This window comes from Mediterraneibacter sp. 210702-DFI.5.30 (assembly GCF_020560115.1).
Taxonomy (GTDB): Bacteria; Bacillota; Clostridia; order Lachnospirales; family Lachnospiraceae; genus Mediterraneibacter; species Mediterraneibacter faecis.
Window position 1 is genome coordinate 1 of record NZ_JAJCME010000003.1, and the last position, 15,976, is coordinate 15,976.

Genomic DNA, 15,976 nt, shown 5'->3' on the forward strand with positions numbered 1-15,976 from the left:
ATATACATATCATATCAATTTAATACTTTGAATTCAACTAACAATGGAAAGAACCGCTCAACAGCGAGTACGTATTTCCTCCATCTGCTTATTTTTTGCATGACAAAAGGCAGTCATTATTGACTGCCCTTGCACAATTACGATATTCACTTATATCTTTATTATTACTGTCCTAATTCGTTTCCATTTCTGCAATATAATCCTATCTCCTTTCTGCCCCTATCGCTGTAAATAGCAAAAAAACAATTAAGATTTATTAGCTGTCCTTTCCTCCGCTCCATATTAACTACAATTATTTAATGACTTATTCTAAATTAAATTGTCGTATTTATAATCAATTGCTACTATCTCATCCGTTGATGTAAGCAGAGCTCCTTTTTTTGTTGTACGCCCCTGTTCAGAAAAGAGATATAATTTTTTTTTCGCTCGTGAACAAACAACGTATAATAACTTTTTTGTTTCACTTTCTCGATAATCGTGTGACTTTTTTATTATAGTATTCCAATGCGGAATATAACCATTTAGTATTCCAAACGCAATAACCGTAGTATATTCCTCACCTTTCACACCATGAAATGTATTGATAACCACACCCTCTTTTTCTTTAAAACATTGTTTAAATGTATCTACATCTGTAGATAAGTGGTTATTTTTTACTCTATCCTTAACCATTAAAATAAAATCTTCATATGCTTTCTGCAAGCGTGATTCTAGGTTTAAATCAATACCTAGTTCTATCAAAAAACTATTTATGGCTTTCTGTAAATATACCACACCATTTTCATCTGATTCAGATATAGAATTAATGATTTTTAAAACCTTATAATTATCTATTTTATCAAATAAATGAATCTTATATTCTTCTGTTAGAATCTCGATGATTTCACTTGCAATTTTCTTTCTTAAATAGATCTTTCGTCCAGACTCTGTAAATAGTAATTTTGAAATCAAATAAAAGACATTCATTGGATCATACTTTATCGGCGTGATATCTGGTGCATCAAATTTTACATTTGGCAATAATTCTTTAATTTTCTTCGATAGCGGAAAAAGCAACCACCATTGTGGTGCAATTATACATATCTCATTATCTGGAATTCCTCGAGATAGTTCTTCTTTTACAATATAAGCAATTTTCTCAAACAACTCAGATTTACTTATGGTATTATCATAAACCAAACATCCCTTTTCATCCTTTATGTCCGAGACTGCATATATTTTTGCACTCTGTAATTGAAAATTCGAGTAATAATCAACTATACGTTGCGTTGTACGATAACAACCATCTAGTCTTTTCTCTTGGAATTTTACTCCAAACTCTTTCTGCAATTCATCACAGGTCTTTGCAACTCCACCAAGTCCCCCATATATTGCCTGATCCGTATCTCCTACGAATGTTACTTGTATATTCTTATTACATTTTACAATACTGCTCAATATTTTATACTGAAGTTCATTCGTATCTTGATATTCATCCACCAGAATTGTTCTCATTATTCCAGCAATATTCTCCGCAATAAATTTATTCTGATTTACTAAATCATAAGATATGCTTAAAATATCATTAAAATCTATCTCTTTTTCATTTAATAGCTTTGTTTGATATTTCTCAAATATTTCCGGATATTTAAAAGGCTTATCATATCCAATATCAATTCCCAGTTCTTCTATTATTTCATCAGTATATTGTTTTGTGACATAATCATCTATGATATGATACCCTTTCCGCAAACGTTCATTGTACATTGTATAAGGTCTGATAATAAACTCAAGACAAAATTGATGTATAGTCCCTACCCAAACCTTATCCTCCGGAATATCTATTTTTTCTAGTCTTTCCTTAATTTCATCAGCAGCTCTATTGGTATAAGTTATCGCAATATTAAGTTTTTTTGAAGTAATATATTTTTGGACAGAATATGCTAATTTATAAGTCAATGTTCTTGTTTTTCCACTTCCCGGACATGCTTTAAGCAATATATTCCCCTCATTAACACAAACTTGCCTTTGCTGCGGATTTAATTTATCTAAAAAAGTCATGGTATCCATTATTCACACCAACCCCTACAATATTTGTCAACTTCTTCTAAGAATTTTGCAACAACATCATCCTTATATCTTTCTCTAAATTTTTTAATAAACTCCTTTCTTTCCTCCTGTGTTTTAACTTTTTCACTCTCTTTTTTCAAGGCTAATACTTCTTTTTCATCATATCCACTTAATGAATACTCTATCATTTTAAAAACGATATCTATCGAAATTACTTCTTTACTTGCAAATGCAATCGCTCCCAAAATATATTGTGGAACAGTAACTGCTATATCAATGTAATTTGAAAGGGTGGTGGCATACCAGCCCTTTCCCATATCTCTGGCTAATGTTAAAATTGTATTAGCACATGCCGCATCTGTTCCTTGTTTTAAATTTTCTTTATGTCTCTTAATCGTATTAGTATCAACATAATTTAATTCTACAACTTCACTAATATAGTCACTGTTCGCCCGTGCATCAGCCAATGCAAAATCAACTTCTAATGTATGTGGCGCAAAAAAAGACTCAACCCAAGGATTCGTGCCATATAAATCTGCTAACTTTTTCTTCCTACTTTTTCCTCTTTTCTCTGCCTCAGCTTTATATAATTTACTGTCTGTTTCTACAATTTGTATATCTTCATCGGTAACAATAGCACATGTTCTCTTAATTCTTTCTTCACTGAACAAACTTGCAATATATTCAAACGACACACTTCCTACATTGACCAAACCAATCCCCATCTCATCCAAAGATACTCCTAATGCATTTTTAATAAGATTTGGAATTAATATTTCTTCCCCATCACCTTCTACTAAAACAACTCCCTTTGAAAAAAGTAGAACTGACCGTTTAGAATCCAAATATCGTTCAATACAGTCGGATAATTTCAAATTCTTTAACTGTAAATTCTTTTTTCCAAATTCGTCAAGTCCCTGACTCGGTTGCATTGAAATACTATTGCTACCAATTGACTTCAGGATATTAATATTTTTCACCTCTGATACTTCCGCTAAATGAGTAGAATGTGTTGTTGTTATAATCTGAGTATAGTCTTTTGTTACTTTTAATTTATCGAATAGCGTTCTCTGAATATGTGTATGTATATGAGCCTCTGGCTCTTCAATTATCATGATATTTATCAATTCTCGTGTTCTATTTACTTCATATTCCACAATTTTTAAAGCCATATAAATCATGTTTAAATGCCCTAATCCCAACGAATCGATATCATTCTGTTTTGAAGGCTTCATAAATAAATATCGTGACAAAGAATTTATATCATCCTTCAATCCAGATTGTAAAATTATCTCTGGCGAATAGACCATCCCTATCATATCAAGTAGCTTTTCGTTGATTTTTCGTCCTACCAATTCAACTTGTTCCACTTCTGAAATAGACTTATTTAACTGAACAATTTCAGATTTAATTGTATTTAGCTCGGATTCTTTTATTAACGATTCTACTGATTCTATAATTCTTCTAATTGGATTTTTTGGCTTACCTAATTCGCTTGCAGCATCACGCAATGCGTCAATAAATACAACCGAAATGTGATCTTGTACATCTGCAATGTTCAATTTGCATCCTAAAATTCTGTCATCATCTTCATCAGGATCTGAACATTGTCCTTTTTCTAAGTCCCCAACAATTTTTGTATATATATCTTTGTCTGTAAAATCAGTTTGTGCTCTACTTGTATAATAAAACTCATAATCTGATATTTTTATCTTTTTTCTTTCTTCCTCAAACTCGGCAATATCTGTTATTTCACTCAATTTCTTTCTCACCTGCTTTTGTGGACGAATAAAAAGAGAAATAACACCAATATCATCTTCCCCACTCTTTATATAAGACTTTAAAAACTCTTCATTCTCATTTTCTGGTACAATTCCAGCACAAACCTCTGTTTCTTTGTCTTCAGAAGTAATTTTTCCAAATACTGCTGAGAGAATAATCCAATGTCCTTTCCAATTTCCCAACGAATCCGAAAAGTCATTTTCCTTTAATCTTTTAGTATTATAATAATATGTATCATCTAATAAAATTCTTAATGCTGTCATTGCATTAGATTTTCCCGAATCATTTTCACCAATAACTGTATTAACACCTTCAACAAAAGAAAAGCGTGCAGATCTAAGATTTTTATAATTAACTATCTGTAAATATTTTAAAAACATAGTTCAATCCTCCTATGATAATCTTCAATAGAATTTACTAGTATTATAACATACAATACAACATTTTAATAAAATATCTACTTTTTTACCGATAGGGAGGGAGGACCCTCCCTATCACATTATAATCTCTTTTTACCTCTTTTCTTTTGAAATATCTGGCGTTTCTAGTGATTTCTTCCCATATGCCTTCTCGCGCATCTGGGCAAGTTTCTCCTTGACAGATATTCGTCCTCTAGGGACATCCGCTACCTCCTGTGTACTTTCCGCCCTGTCCGGCTCGCCCTCCTGTGCCTGTGCGCTCTGCTCTCCGGTTTCTTCCTCCGGCTCATAATCGCCCATATCCAGCGCATTATCGCCTTTTTCGTCCATATTCAGAAGCGCATTTAACTCTGCAAGATGCTCTAACTTCTCCTCCAGTTCCTGCTCCTGTGCAAAAGGTTTTGTGACTTCCACCTTTGCGGTTTCAAGCTGATGCTCCACGTTGGAAAGCTTCTGCTTCACATCTGCCATTTTCCCGGTCATTCCCTCTAGTGCATTGGAAAGCCTTTGCAGATTTCCAAGCGGATCGGCTCCGATTTCCACCTCATGATTAAGACTTCCTTTTAAGCTGATCGTAAACTTTGAGAGGAACGAGTCAAAGGATACGATCAGGTTAAAGCCCTGATATTCCCCAATTGTAACCGCCTTGTTTGGCTGTTTTGCACTCCGGCACATATCAATCAACGCCGCACCCGCTTCCTTTTTATCCGTATAGGTACGGTTTCCTATCTTCATGGGAAAAGCATCCTTATCCACAGGCTTATGCGCTGCATAGGTCTGAATGTCCGTCCGATACCCTTCAAGCCTTTCTTTTAAGGCTGTGACCTGCATCGGGTAATGCTTTGCGATATTGTCCTCCAGACGGTAACGCTGGCTTGTGTGGTTCGCCTTTAAGAGTTTGAGTTTTGACACCTGTATGTCTAAGTCCATCTTCTCCTTGATGTAAGAGTTTCCGGTTGCAAGTGCCTTGACCTCTGCATAAGAAAGCGCCGCTTCGTCAATGTCCTCACTGGAACGTACTGGGGACTTGCTCGTCATGATCTGCCCGATAAACTTCTGCTTATTCTCAATGAGCTGCCATGAATAGCTGTCGAAGGTGCCTTCCGTCACATACCGGAAAATCTTGACATTATCATTCATATTGCCCTGTCGTAAAATACGACCTTCCTGCTGTTCAATGTCAGTCGGTCATTTTTTGCGGACAGTTCATACATGCTATCCTTTTCTGTTCTCTGCTCCTGCGTTTGCTCTCGTTTGATTTCTCCCTCCGTATCTTCTTGGCACAAGCAGGACAATACCTTGATGCACCAGAGCCCGGGACATATTCAACGCCGCACACCGTACAATTTTTAGCGGGCATTGCTGCCCACCGTTTTGTAGGTATGATATGTAATTCATCGACAAAGCCGATGAATTTATAGTAAATCTTGATTTCCTGCTTCACTGTTCCGTCTGCCATCTTCTCACGCTCCGAAACAAGTATCTTGTCTATGAGTGCGTTTATAACTGTTGCATCCAGTTCTTTTAAGCCTTGATAATTTCGGATAAGGGCGAGGAAGTCACGGATTCCCCGTGATTTCTCGTAGCTTTCATTAAGAGTTTCCGTCACCTCTTTCAGCCTTGCTTCAATTTCAAGCTGCTCTTTCTGGTATTTCCCCGACATCATCTCAAAATTCCGCTCGGTAATACGCTCCATGACCTTATCCTCGTAGAGAGAGGAAAACAGCCTGTCCAGTTCCGCAAGGCGTTTGTTCAGCTTCTTACGTTCTTTCTCTAATGCTTTCGCCCTGCTCTGGTCTGTTTCCGTGAGCCGCTTTTCTATGGCCCTGACCGCCTTTTCATCATTCACTGCCATATCCGCAAAACAGTTGATGTCGGCAAGAACGGCATTGAATAAATCCCTTGCTTCTATATTGTGGGCACTACACTCGCTTCTTCCGTTTCTTGCATAATTATTACATGAATACTGTACACAGTCGATAATCTCTGGGCGTTTCCTCCTGTGTACGTTCATTGCCCGCAGAGCACATCCGCAGTCCACACACTTGATAACGCCTGCAAAAATATTTACAAATCCTCCCTTGTTCTGTGGAAGCCTACGACTTGTAATAAGCTGTTGGACAATATCAAATTCCTCCTGCGTGACTATTCCCTCATGGGTATTGGGTATCACTTCCCATTCTTCGGGCAGCTTAGAGGGGCGTTTCTTGCTTTTCATATTGGCGGCAATCCGTTTGTAGCCTACAAGATTTCCCGCATATATCGGGCTTCTTAAAATGCTCCTCACGCTGTTCCCACTCCAAATATAGCGTTTGTCCTCGTTCCCCTCAAAATGACGTTCAAAGCCTGTTTCGCCACGCTCCGCCGCATAAGCGGCAGGGCGTAGGATATGCTGTTTATTAAGATGTCTGCAAATTTTGGCAACTCCATTCCCTTTTAATGCAAGGTCGAATATCTCTTTTACAACATGTGCCACTTTATCATCTATCAGCAGATGGTTGTGGTCGGCAGGGTCTTTGATATAGCCATAAGGGGCGGTAGTTCCCATGAATTTCCCCTGTTGAAACCTCGCCCGATATGCCGATTTTATCTTAACAGATATGTCAGCGGCATACATTTCGTTTAAAATGTTGCGGAAAGGCGTGATGTCCATAGCAGATTTATTCAAGGTATCTACGCCGTCATTGACCGCTATATACCTCACGTTATGCTCTGGGAAGAAAACTTCCAGATATAACCCACAATCAAGATAGTTTCTCCCCAGACGGGATAAATCTTTCGTAATCACGCAGTTTATCAGACCGCTTTCAATGTCTTTTATCATATTCTGGAAACTTGGTCTTTGGAAATTTGTACCAGAATAACCATCGTCCACATACGTTTTTGCTATGTGCCATCCCTGCTTTTTCACATAATCCGTGAGGATGGATTTCTGTGTCGCAATGCTCGCACTCTCGTTATCCGTACCATCGTCTTTAGATAAGCGGCAATAAATGCCGACTAAATAGATTTTCTTTTCTTCTTTGATTCCTGCCATACTGTAAAACCTCCGTATCTGTCCTATCTGTTTTCATGTCCCATTGCGTACATTCTAAGCGGACAGCCCCTCATTGTCGAAGGTGTCGCCCTCGGCAATCTTCTTCCGAATATCCTCGGAGATAATCGGGACAAACGCTTCTGTAACGGTCTGTGTGCCGACATATTCACGGCTGATTATCATCTGCACTGGTGCTTTTGGCACGATACGCTTTCTCTTTTTATCTGCTTTCTTATCCTCGCCCATACTTAAATCTTCCTTTCCAGACAGGGCAGGGAAGAGTTTGGAAATGTCCCCGCCCTGCCAATCAGATACCATTAATCCTCGCTGTTTAATTCTTTCTGTAATGCTTTAAGGAGTGCCGCCGCTTCATCAGCGTTCAGCGTGATTCCCTTGCCGCACTTTTCACGGTTCGGGGAAAAGCTGCGGATGTCATACTTCGGCTCTTTCCCATTCCATGAAATGAGATTGATTTCCTTTGTGTAGCCACTGTCGCCCGTAGACAATACTGCGATTTCCTTTACGATTTCATACTGGATTTCTCTCATTCTCCATACCTCAACTCTCTGTATTTACTTCCCGAAAAAAGAAGATTAGCGGCTGTCACGGTTGCGTTTCCTCTGCAACTCACGCTCCAAAAGTTTGATGATGGTTTCCTCCATCTGCTTCGGCGTTGTGTTCTTCGGAAAGTATTTTTTCAGCTTGCTTGTGTTGATTTTCAAGGTTTCTTTCTGGTTGCCCTTTTCCTCCGTCATAATCGCAAATATCGTATCCATGTCAAGCCGCCCGCTCTGGCTTAACTGTTTCATCCGCTGTGCCTGTGAGAGTGAGGGCGTTGCTTCTTCGCTCTCCATCGTGGCAAAGAGGTTTTCCTGCTCGTCTTTCTTCAAGAAGGACAGTTCCACCGCAGGCGTGAGGGCGATTTTCCCCTCGTCCACCATCTGCAAAATCGGCGGTATCAGTTCCGTCAGGCGGATAAAACGCTGCACGGTCATCCTGCCCACGCCGAAGCCCTGTGCCACCTTGTCGTCCGTCCGCAACTTCGTCACAACTTGTGACGAGGTTAAGTCTGTGCGGAAACCCTGCCGCTTCATGGCTTCGGATTTCATCTTGTAAGCAAACGCCCGCTCCGATGGCAGGATATTCTCACGCTGCAAATTGCTGTCTACAAGGGTGATGATGGCTCGGTCACGGTCTAAGGGCAGGACAAACGCAGGCACGGTATTTATCCCTGCAAGTTCAGAAGCACGGACACGCCGCTGTCCTGCAATCACTTCATAACCGTCCCCGTCCTCTTTCGGGCGTGTGATTATCGGCGTGACAATGCCAAATTCCTTGATGCTTTCCGCTAACTCTGACAGTGTTTCATCTTCTGCCACATGAAACGGATTGTCGGGGAACGGGTACAAGTCTTTGGTTTTTAACACCTTAAAATCCTGTTTCTTCATTCACATATCTACCTTTCTTTCGCTCTGCTTCTATGATTTTTCTGCAATTCTTCCAACACTTCGGGCGGTATTTTTGACAGCAGCCGCCCCATCTGCTCGTTGGTTCTCTGCAATTCAAATATCTTCTGATTCGCTTTCTGCACCTTTAGTTCCTGCTCGTACTTTTCATCACGCATACGCCCCGCATAGTCTGATTCCTGCCCAATTCTCTCTTTCAAACTGTCGATATACGCCTGCTGTTTCCCGATTTCCTTAGAGAATTTCTCCACGTCTGGCAGCCATGCAGAGAGTAAATCTAACGCTTTATCCCTTTTCTTCCCTGCGTTAAAGGCGTTGATGTCGGATAGGGCAGACACGATTTCTTCATACTGTTTATCAAGCCTGCCGCCTAATTTATAGAGCCATGTGGGGACGTGTTTCCGCTTGGTTTCCATTGAGGACTGCCCCCGTTCAAGCTGATTCCACCGTGAGGACATCCGCTCATGGTAGGCGGTCTGCCACTCGGATAATGATTTCTGGTTGCCTAAGATAGCTTTCGCTGACAGCTTATTGTCTGGCGTAATCGGCACAAAGCAGAGGTGCATATGGGGCGTTCTCTCGTCCATATGGACGACAGCGGAGAGGATATTCTGCTTTCCAACACGCTCCGAAATGAAGTCAAGAGCCGTCTGGAAATACGCTTTTTGTTCTTCGGGCGGTAACTGGTTCATAAATTCTGGTGAAGCTGTGATGAGCGTTTCCACCATCATCACGCTGTCTTTCCTTGTCCTGCACCCCGCTTCGGCTACCATGCGGTTAATCTCTTTCTTGTAGGTGTACTTTGGTGGTGCTATGAGATGGTAATTGTTTTTAGAGCGTTCCATATCTATATCTGGGTTGCTTTTGTAGGCTTCTTTCTTCCGCTCGTTGTGGCGTTCACAAGCCGCAACGCCGCCCGCTTTTCGTTTCTGGAAACGCAGGATTGCATAAGGCATAGGCGGATTCCTCCTTTCTTTCGGCGGGTGACCGTCCTTTGGGGTGACAGCGGTGACGGTGGTGACAGCAGTTTTGGGATACCCCCTGCCGACTGCCGCAACTGTCACCCTCACCCCCTGCATGACGGTCATGTCGATGATGACGGTGTTTTTGGGATACCCCCCTCGCAAGAGCCGTCACCGTCATGCCGCCATTCTTTTATCCGAAGCCGTAAGGCGTAGGATAGCAGGGCACAGCCCTGCCTTAAGGGAGTCCAGAGGGAACGTCTGGCACACGACTTTGCAGGGCAAAGTGTAGTGTGTTACACCCTGTAAACGCAGTCGGAAAAATCGGAATGATTTTTCTGACCGCAGGGGTGGTTTTACACGACCGAAAAGGGCGAGTAAATCTCACGCCTGCATTTTGCGTTTACGGGGTGTTCTCCCGTAGGGATGACAGCGGCAGGGTATCCTAAAATCACTGTCACCACCGTCACTGCTGTCACCCGCAGGGCAGAGCCGCCAGCTTTACATGGCTTTAAGCGTCAATGACAGTAACAGGGGGGTATCCTAATATCGCTGTCACCACCATCACCGCTGTCACCCGCCCTCCTTGCAAGGGCAATCCGCCTGCCGTCTTTCCTGCGGCTGTACTGGTAGCAGATACGGTTCTCGCTTAAAAATGTGGTGCGGTATTCATTCAGCCATTTCGTAATCACCGTGGGTATGGTTTCCGTTTCCCCCATAGCGGCTAACAGTTCCGTTGCCGTGCCTATCCATTCTTCCTTATCCCTCATAAAATCCACCAACCGAAAAAGGACATCTGGTATCGTTTCTTTCGCAAGCTGCTCCTGCGTTTTCCGCTCCACAAGCTCCCAACGGCAATCACGGAAACGCAGCGTGTATTCCTGATAAGGCGTGTCCCTGCCCGTCACATACAGCTTGGCGGTGTCAGACGCACGTTTCTCCTTTTCCAGAACAAAGGTAGCGTCCGCACTCCCCGTTAATCCTGTCGTCCCAGACACCTTGTTGAACACGTCGCTGTCATTCTGCTTTCGGATGTGGTGTACGACAATGACCGCCAGAGAGTGCCTGTCGGCAAAGTCTTTGATGAGGGAGATGTCCCCATAGTCGCTTGCATAGGCATTGTCTTTTGAAGCTGTACGGACTTTCTGCAAGGTATCAATGACAATGAGCCTGCTGTCTGGGTAATCTTTCAGATAATCTTCAAGCTGCACGATAAGACCGTCTGACAGCTTGCAGCTTGCCACGGCAAAGTGGAGCCGCCCGCTTGCTTCGTCCGTCAAACGAAATAACCTGTCCTGTATGCGGCAGAACGTGTCCTCAAGGCAGAGGTAAAGCACATCGCCCTCCATTGTCGGCATATCCCATAAAGGGATTCCCTGCGACACGCATAAGCATAGCTTCAGCATGAGCCAGCTTTTGCCTATCTTCTGTGAGCCGCAGAACAGCGATAAGCCTGTCGGGATAAGGCTGTCCACCACAAAGGATGGTTTCTCAAGCGGTTCATAAAGGAGCGTTTCGGCGTTGACTGTCTGTAACTTCTGCATGGCTTTCCTCCTTTCGGGCGGTGTCTTTGTTTTCGTTGCACATAGGCGTTGACCTCCTTAAAAATAGATTTACTCCCACGGAAAAAAGTGAGAGTATGTAATGCCGCCAATCCCACACAAATAAAAAACAGATTTCTTTTTCGGGCGGTGTCGGTCACGGTTGGAGATATTTCTTCAATTTCCGCCTTTACTTTCTCCTTTGCAATCGCAACAGATTTCTGTATTGCCGAAGCGGTGCAATGCTCCATAGCGGCGATTTGGTAAAAATTGAACTCATACTCGTAGTAGAGCAGGAAACGCCGCCTTTGTATCTCTGGAAGGCTCCCAACCGCCTTATAGAGCGTTTCATTCCGTTCTTCCTCAACCATGCGTTCATCAAGGCTCTTAGGCACACGCAACGCCCGTCTGTAAAGGGTTTCGTCCCATACCTCGTTAAACTCCCTGTGCCGCTCGTCCCATTAGAAAAGATTCCTGTTCCTGCGCTCCATCTGCCGAAACTCCATAAAGAACTGTTCCGACACTTCCAACTCGTGGGATTTGCCCTGCCCGTCCTTAAAGCTGATAAAATACCTTGTGCCGCTTTCCGTGGATTCCTCCCGAAGCGTGTATGCCTTAACCCTGTATGCCATCCTGTTGTCCTCCTGCAAAAAATGAGTGAGGGGATTTCCATCCCTCACCCAGTAGCCCGCAGGATGGCAGGCTGTTTTAGAAGCTATAAAATTTTCCGCAGCTTCTTCCGCAGATGGTCTAACCTCGCATAGATGGCACCAGTCGTCAAATGCACAAGCGGGGCAATCTCCTTTGTGGAATACCCCTGCATTTTCAGCAGGACGATTTTCAAGGTACGCCCGTCCACCGTGACTAATACTTGATAGAGATTTTCGCTCTCAATCTCTTCCAGTAACTCCGCAACCGTACCCACTTCCGCCTGCCGCTCCCTGCCTGCCATGTCCTCAAGATATTCCGCAACGTCATTCGTCCATCGGTAAAACCGCCTGTTGGAATTGAAGTCTGCCCTGTCCGCCATGCGTATCTGCTCAATGGTCGCTTCATCAACGCCGCACTCACGCAGCAGCTTTTCCTCCGCTTCTTTCCAGATACGCCATTTCCTGTCCTCCCGTCCGTGGTTGTATGCCATTCTTACTTCCTCCAATCAGAATTGATTGAGAGGGCAGAGAAAAGCCCCCTCATCTTCCCAAAGGAAAAAACAAGGGGGCTGAACGCCTTAAATTTTAATTTTCTATTATCTTTCTTAGTTTTATTAGGATTCTGGCTTTGCGTTTGTTTACAACGCTCTGGGTTATGCCCAACCTCGCCCCGACTTCACGCTCGGAAAGTCCGTCAAAAAAGATTGCCTGTATCAGCTCCTGTTCACTATCCGACAGCAAAGGCAGGGCGGCTTTCAGCCTGTCCACCATGACCGCATTGACAACGGTTTCTGCAATGTCCACCGCTTCATCAGTGATAAAGTCCAGAGGATTCCCCTCGCTGTCCGTAAATCCGTCGAGAGATAGCAGTCTATTCTTTGTATCTAATTTTTGCAGATAACGCCACCGTTCCTTGTCACGGTAGAAGTCTGTGTATTGCTCCCTCACGACTTCAAGCAGACAGCCTTGAATGGGGATAAACAGCTTGTCCATATAGGTCTGGTCGGATTCCCTGCAACGGCAGAACTCCGTGTAGGATAATTCCACATAGCCGCCACTTTCTCTGATATATACCTTTCTTGGTGCATATTTCACCATAAATACCTCCCATCTGAATTTTTGAAATGTAAAAAATCCAGATGGAGAGGCGGAGAACGACACCGCATATCAGAAACAGCCCTACGGCACTTTCCAACAAAAATCGACAAAAGAAAAACCGCAAAGGCTCTGTGACCTTTACGGTTATAGGAAATAGTAATTCTATTGTATGGAGATTGTACTTCTACTTTCAAGGTGAGAAGTACCGTTGCACTGGCAGAAATTTTTTTAACTGGTTTCCTGCCGTTCTCTGATATGCTATGTATTGATAAATTTTGCTTCGTATGAGCAGATAGATAACTGCCCGAAAAAAGGACATAAAAAAATCCCTCCAAATTTAAAAACAAATTCAGAGGGTAATTTAGGGTATAACAAAATAACCCACCCGAATATCGTTTTTTTTATTTGGTGAGTTTGTTCTTTCAAATACGAAACAAAAAGAGCCGATGATTCGTGAATTGTTCCACAATTTCATCGGCTCTGCGTCTTAAGCGTCTGGCTCTTTGATGACAGTTATCTTCAAGTTGTCAACTTTAATCAATCTTTCTTGTCTGCATTTTGGACAATAAAGGGGATAATTCTCCAAAACAGTGTCCTTCCTAATTTTATTACGGGTTTTGCTCCCACAAACAGGACACAATATCCATTCGCATTTCATCATAATTAGTCTCTAATCCTTTCAAATCTCATTTTATATGACTTTTGCAAGCTGTTAAGCTAACTTGTGGAACATATGCCGAACCTTATCTATACGGCTATTCGGGCGGCGGGGTTGGCAAATAAATTTACCAATAGCTGGCTGGTATCCTTTTAACTCTGTCAAGCAGACTCCCTGCCCATTTGTGAAATAAGTTAAATCGTTCCTGTATTCTTGAATACATCTAGCAGGGATTTCTCCTTTCAGAATGACCTCGTCATTCTTTATCTGAGTACTTACAATATCTGCACAATACCTTGGAGCATCATGATACGCCCGTGAGAGATATTCCTGCGGTGCATAAATTTCAAAGTGGAGATATGGCTCTAATAGTTCTGTCCCTGCTTTTTTTAAAGCCTGCTCCAATACGATAGGGGAAAGCAGCCGAAAGTCTGCGGGGGTACTTACAGGACTATAATACAATCCATATTCAAAACAGATTTTACAGTCTGTCACTTTCCATCCATACAGCCCCTGCTCGCAGCCATAAAGAACCCCCTCCATAACCGCATTTTGGAACGATTGATTTAAATATCCAAGTGAAACTCTGCTTTCATACTGCACTCCGCTTCCAATAGGGAGCGGCTCTATGGACAACCCGACAGAAGCCCAGAAAGGATTTGGCGGGACTTCTATGTGGATGGTATATTCTGCTTTTCTAAGCGGTCTTTCCATATATATAACAGTAGGCTCTTTTATTTCTGCCTCCACATGATATTTTTCCTCAAGGATGGCACAAATGACTTCCATCTGCACATTCCCCAAAAAAGAAAGTATAATCTCATGCGTTGTAGTATCCACATAATATTTTAAAAGAGGGTCGCCATCTGAAATTTCTGTAAGTGCCCCAAGCAATATTTCCCGCTGTTCAGATTTCTTTACTGCAATCGTTGTTTGGAGCATAGGGAGAGGATTTTCAATAAATTTTCTCTGCGGCAACAGTATTTCGTTCCCCAAAATACTGTTTAGCTGCAAAACATCATTTGGTAAAATTACAATATCACCAGAGCAGGCTGTATCGGATGAATATAATTCACCGTTTGTCGGAACACACATCTCTGTGATTTTTATTTTCTCTTTTTCAGATATTCTAATAACATCCCTCAAATGCAATGTTCCGCTATATATACGCACATAAACAAAACGCCGCCTTTTCTCTGAATATTCAATCTTAAAAACCTGCCCGCATAGTTCAGATTGACCTTCAGGCGTTGATGAATAAAATTTACTGGCAATTACTTCTATAAGCTGCCGAATCCCCAGATTGTTTTTAGCGCTTCCGTGATAAACGGGAAATAACGTTCCGTTTTGGAATCTCCTGTTTTCTTCCTGTTCCAGTTCTGACATTTTAAACGGTTTCCCTGACATATATTTCTCTAATAGTTCATCGTTTCCCATAATTACCGCATCCCACTGTTCCATATCGTCATTGTCCGTTACATTTATATGGGGATGCTGCCCAACCTTTTGCTTCACTATAATTTCCGAAGAAAGCTTTGCTTTCATTTCCCGATATACCATTGGCAAATCAATCCCCTCTTGGTCAATTTTATTGATGAAAAAAATTGTCGGAATCTTCATTATCTGTAGTGCATGAAACAGTATACGGGTCTGTGCCTGTATGCCATCCTTTGCAGAAACTAATAATACTGCTCCGTCTAATACGGATAAAGAACGGTATACTTCCGCCAAAAAATCCATATGGCCTGGCGTATCTATAATGTTGACTTTTACATCCTCCCACTGAAAAGATGTCACTGCTGTCTGGATAGTGATTCCCCTTTGACGCTCCAAATTCATTGTATCTGTCCTTGTTGTGCCTTCATCTACGCTCCCTAGTTCTGCAATTGCACCACTGGTATACAATAAACTTTCCGTTAATGTTGTCTTTCCTGCGTCAACGTGAGCCAGAATGCCTAAGTTAATTATTTTCATGTGATTTTCCTCCTATCAACACCCAAAAAAGGGCATAAAAATACCCAGTGATAAATACTCCTATCACTGGGTAAATAACTCCAATAGCCCCAAAACACTTATATGTTTTCGGGCATATAAAATTACATGATAAAAGTATTCTTAAACTGGGTACAAAAAACTAAGCCCCATATTAAAAGTGAAACGGGACTGCTACTTTTTGTTCCCACTATCAAATTGACAGTTTATTTAAGAATACCTTGCCGCATATTTATTAACTCCTTGTATAATACTGAATCTAATTATATTCCTTAACCCTTTATTTGTCAAGCTGACAAACTAAAGCAGAAAAAGCGGCAGG

The 15,976-nt window shown here is 42.0% G+C and carries 11 protein-coding genes and 3 pseudogenes; all 14 read right to left on the reverse strand.

Translation table 11 applies throughout. The features are described 5' to 3' along the window. Positions 1 to 309: 309 nt before the first annotated feature. The 14 genes and pseudogenes from LI126_RS03645 to tet(O) all read right to left on the reverse strand — a co-directional run bounded on the left by LI126_RS03645 (position 310) and on the right by tet(O) (position 15,636). Complete coding sequence (locus tag LI126_RS03645) at positions 310 to 2,049, reverse strand: UvrD-helicase domain-containing protein (protein WP_227164839.1); 1,740 nt, start codon at positions 2,047 to 2,049, stop codon at positions 310 to 312. Continuing rightward, positions 2,049 to 4,211, reverse strand: a complete 2,163-nt coding sequence (locus tag LI126_RS03650; RefSeq protein WP_227164840.1) for an ATP-dependent nuclease — start codon at positions 4,209 to 4,211, stop codon at positions 2,049 to 2,051. The genes LI126_RS03645 and LI126_RS03650 overlap by 1 nt, the downstream gene beginning before the upstream one ends. A 132-nt stretch (positions 4,212 to 4,343) precedes the next feature. Continuing rightward, a pseudogene (locus tag LI126_RS03655) lies at positions 4,344 to 5,438 on the reverse strand (helicase); the annotation flags it as partial. Next, complete coding sequence (locus LI126_RS03660) at positions 5,431 to 7,287, reverse strand: recombinase family protein (protein ID WP_001820670.1); 1,857 nt, start codon at positions 7,285 to 7,287, stop codon at positions 5,431 to 5,433. The pseudogene LI126_RS03655 and the gene LI126_RS03660, both read right to left, overlap by 8 nt. A 54-nt stretch (positions 7,288 to 7,341) precedes the next feature. Continuing rightward, the gene (locus LI126_RS03665) at positions 7,342 to 7,533 is read right to left on the reverse strand and encodes a hypothetical protein (protein ID WP_001820669.1); all 192 of its coding nucleotides are present in this window, start codon (positions 7,531 to 7,533) and stop codon (positions 7,342 to 7,344) included. A 71-nt stretch (positions 7,534 to 7,604) separates the two neighbouring features. Next, on the reverse strand, positions 7,605 to 7,835 hold the full coding sequence (locus LI126_RS03670; protein ID WP_001206986.1) for a YdbC family protein: 231 nt from the start codon (positions 7,833 to 7,835) through the stop codon (positions 7,605 to 7,607). A gap of 45 nt (positions 7,836 to 7,880) precedes the next feature. Beyond that, positions 7,881 to 8,735 (reverse strand): ParB/RepB/Spo0J family partition protein, encoded by an 855-nt coding sequence (locus tag LI126_RS03675; RefSeq protein WP_000743700.1) that lies wholly within the window; start codon positions 8,733 to 8,735, stop codon positions 7,881 to 7,883. A gap of 8 nt (positions 8,736 to 8,743) precedes the next feature. After that, positions 8,744 to 9,709 (reverse strand): MobV family relaxase, encoded by a 966-nt coding sequence (mobV, locus tag LI126_RS03680; RefSeq protein WP_001820668.1) that lies wholly within the window; start codon positions 9,707 to 9,709, stop codon positions 8,744 to 8,746. 517 nt (positions 9,710 to 10,226) lie between these two features. Beyond that, positions 10,227 to 11,259: pseudogene (locus LI126_RS03685) on the reverse strand (AAA family ATPase). A 154-nt stretch (positions 11,260 to 11,413) separates the two neighbouring features. Next, positions 11,414 to 11,888: pseudogene (locus LI126_RS03690) on the reverse strand (RNA polymerase sigma factor). An 83-nt stretch (positions 11,889 to 11,971) separates the two neighbouring features. Next, positions 11,972 to 12,397: a sigma-70 family RNA polymerase sigma factor gene (locus LI126_RS03695; protein ID WP_000323895.1), complete on the reverse strand. Its 426-nt coding sequence runs from the start codon at positions 12,395 to 12,397 to the stop codon at positions 11,972 to 11,974. 94 nt (positions 12,398 to 12,491) lie between these two features. Continuing rightward, on the reverse strand, positions 12,492 to 13,001 hold the full coding sequence (locus tag LI126_RS03700) for a sigma-70 family RNA polymerase sigma factor (protein WP_105116765.1): 510 nt from the start codon (positions 12,999 to 13,001) through the stop codon (positions 12,492 to 12,494). Between the two features lie 490 nt (positions 13,002 to 13,491). After that, positions 13,492 to 13,665 (reverse strand): cysteine-rich KTR domain-containing protein, encoded by a 174-nt coding sequence (locus LI126_RS03705; RefSeq protein ID WP_002779755.1) that lies wholly within the window; start codon positions 13,663 to 13,665, stop codon positions 13,492 to 13,494. A 51-nt stretch (positions 13,666 to 13,716) separates the two neighbouring features. After that, complete coding sequence (gene tet(O) / locus LI126_RS03710; protein WP_000691758.1) at positions 13,717 to 15,636, reverse strand: tetracycline resistance ribosomal protection protein Tet(O); 1,920 nt, start codon at positions 15,634 to 15,636, stop codon at positions 13,717 to 13,719. Positions 15,637 to 15,976: the final 340 nt, after the last annotated feature.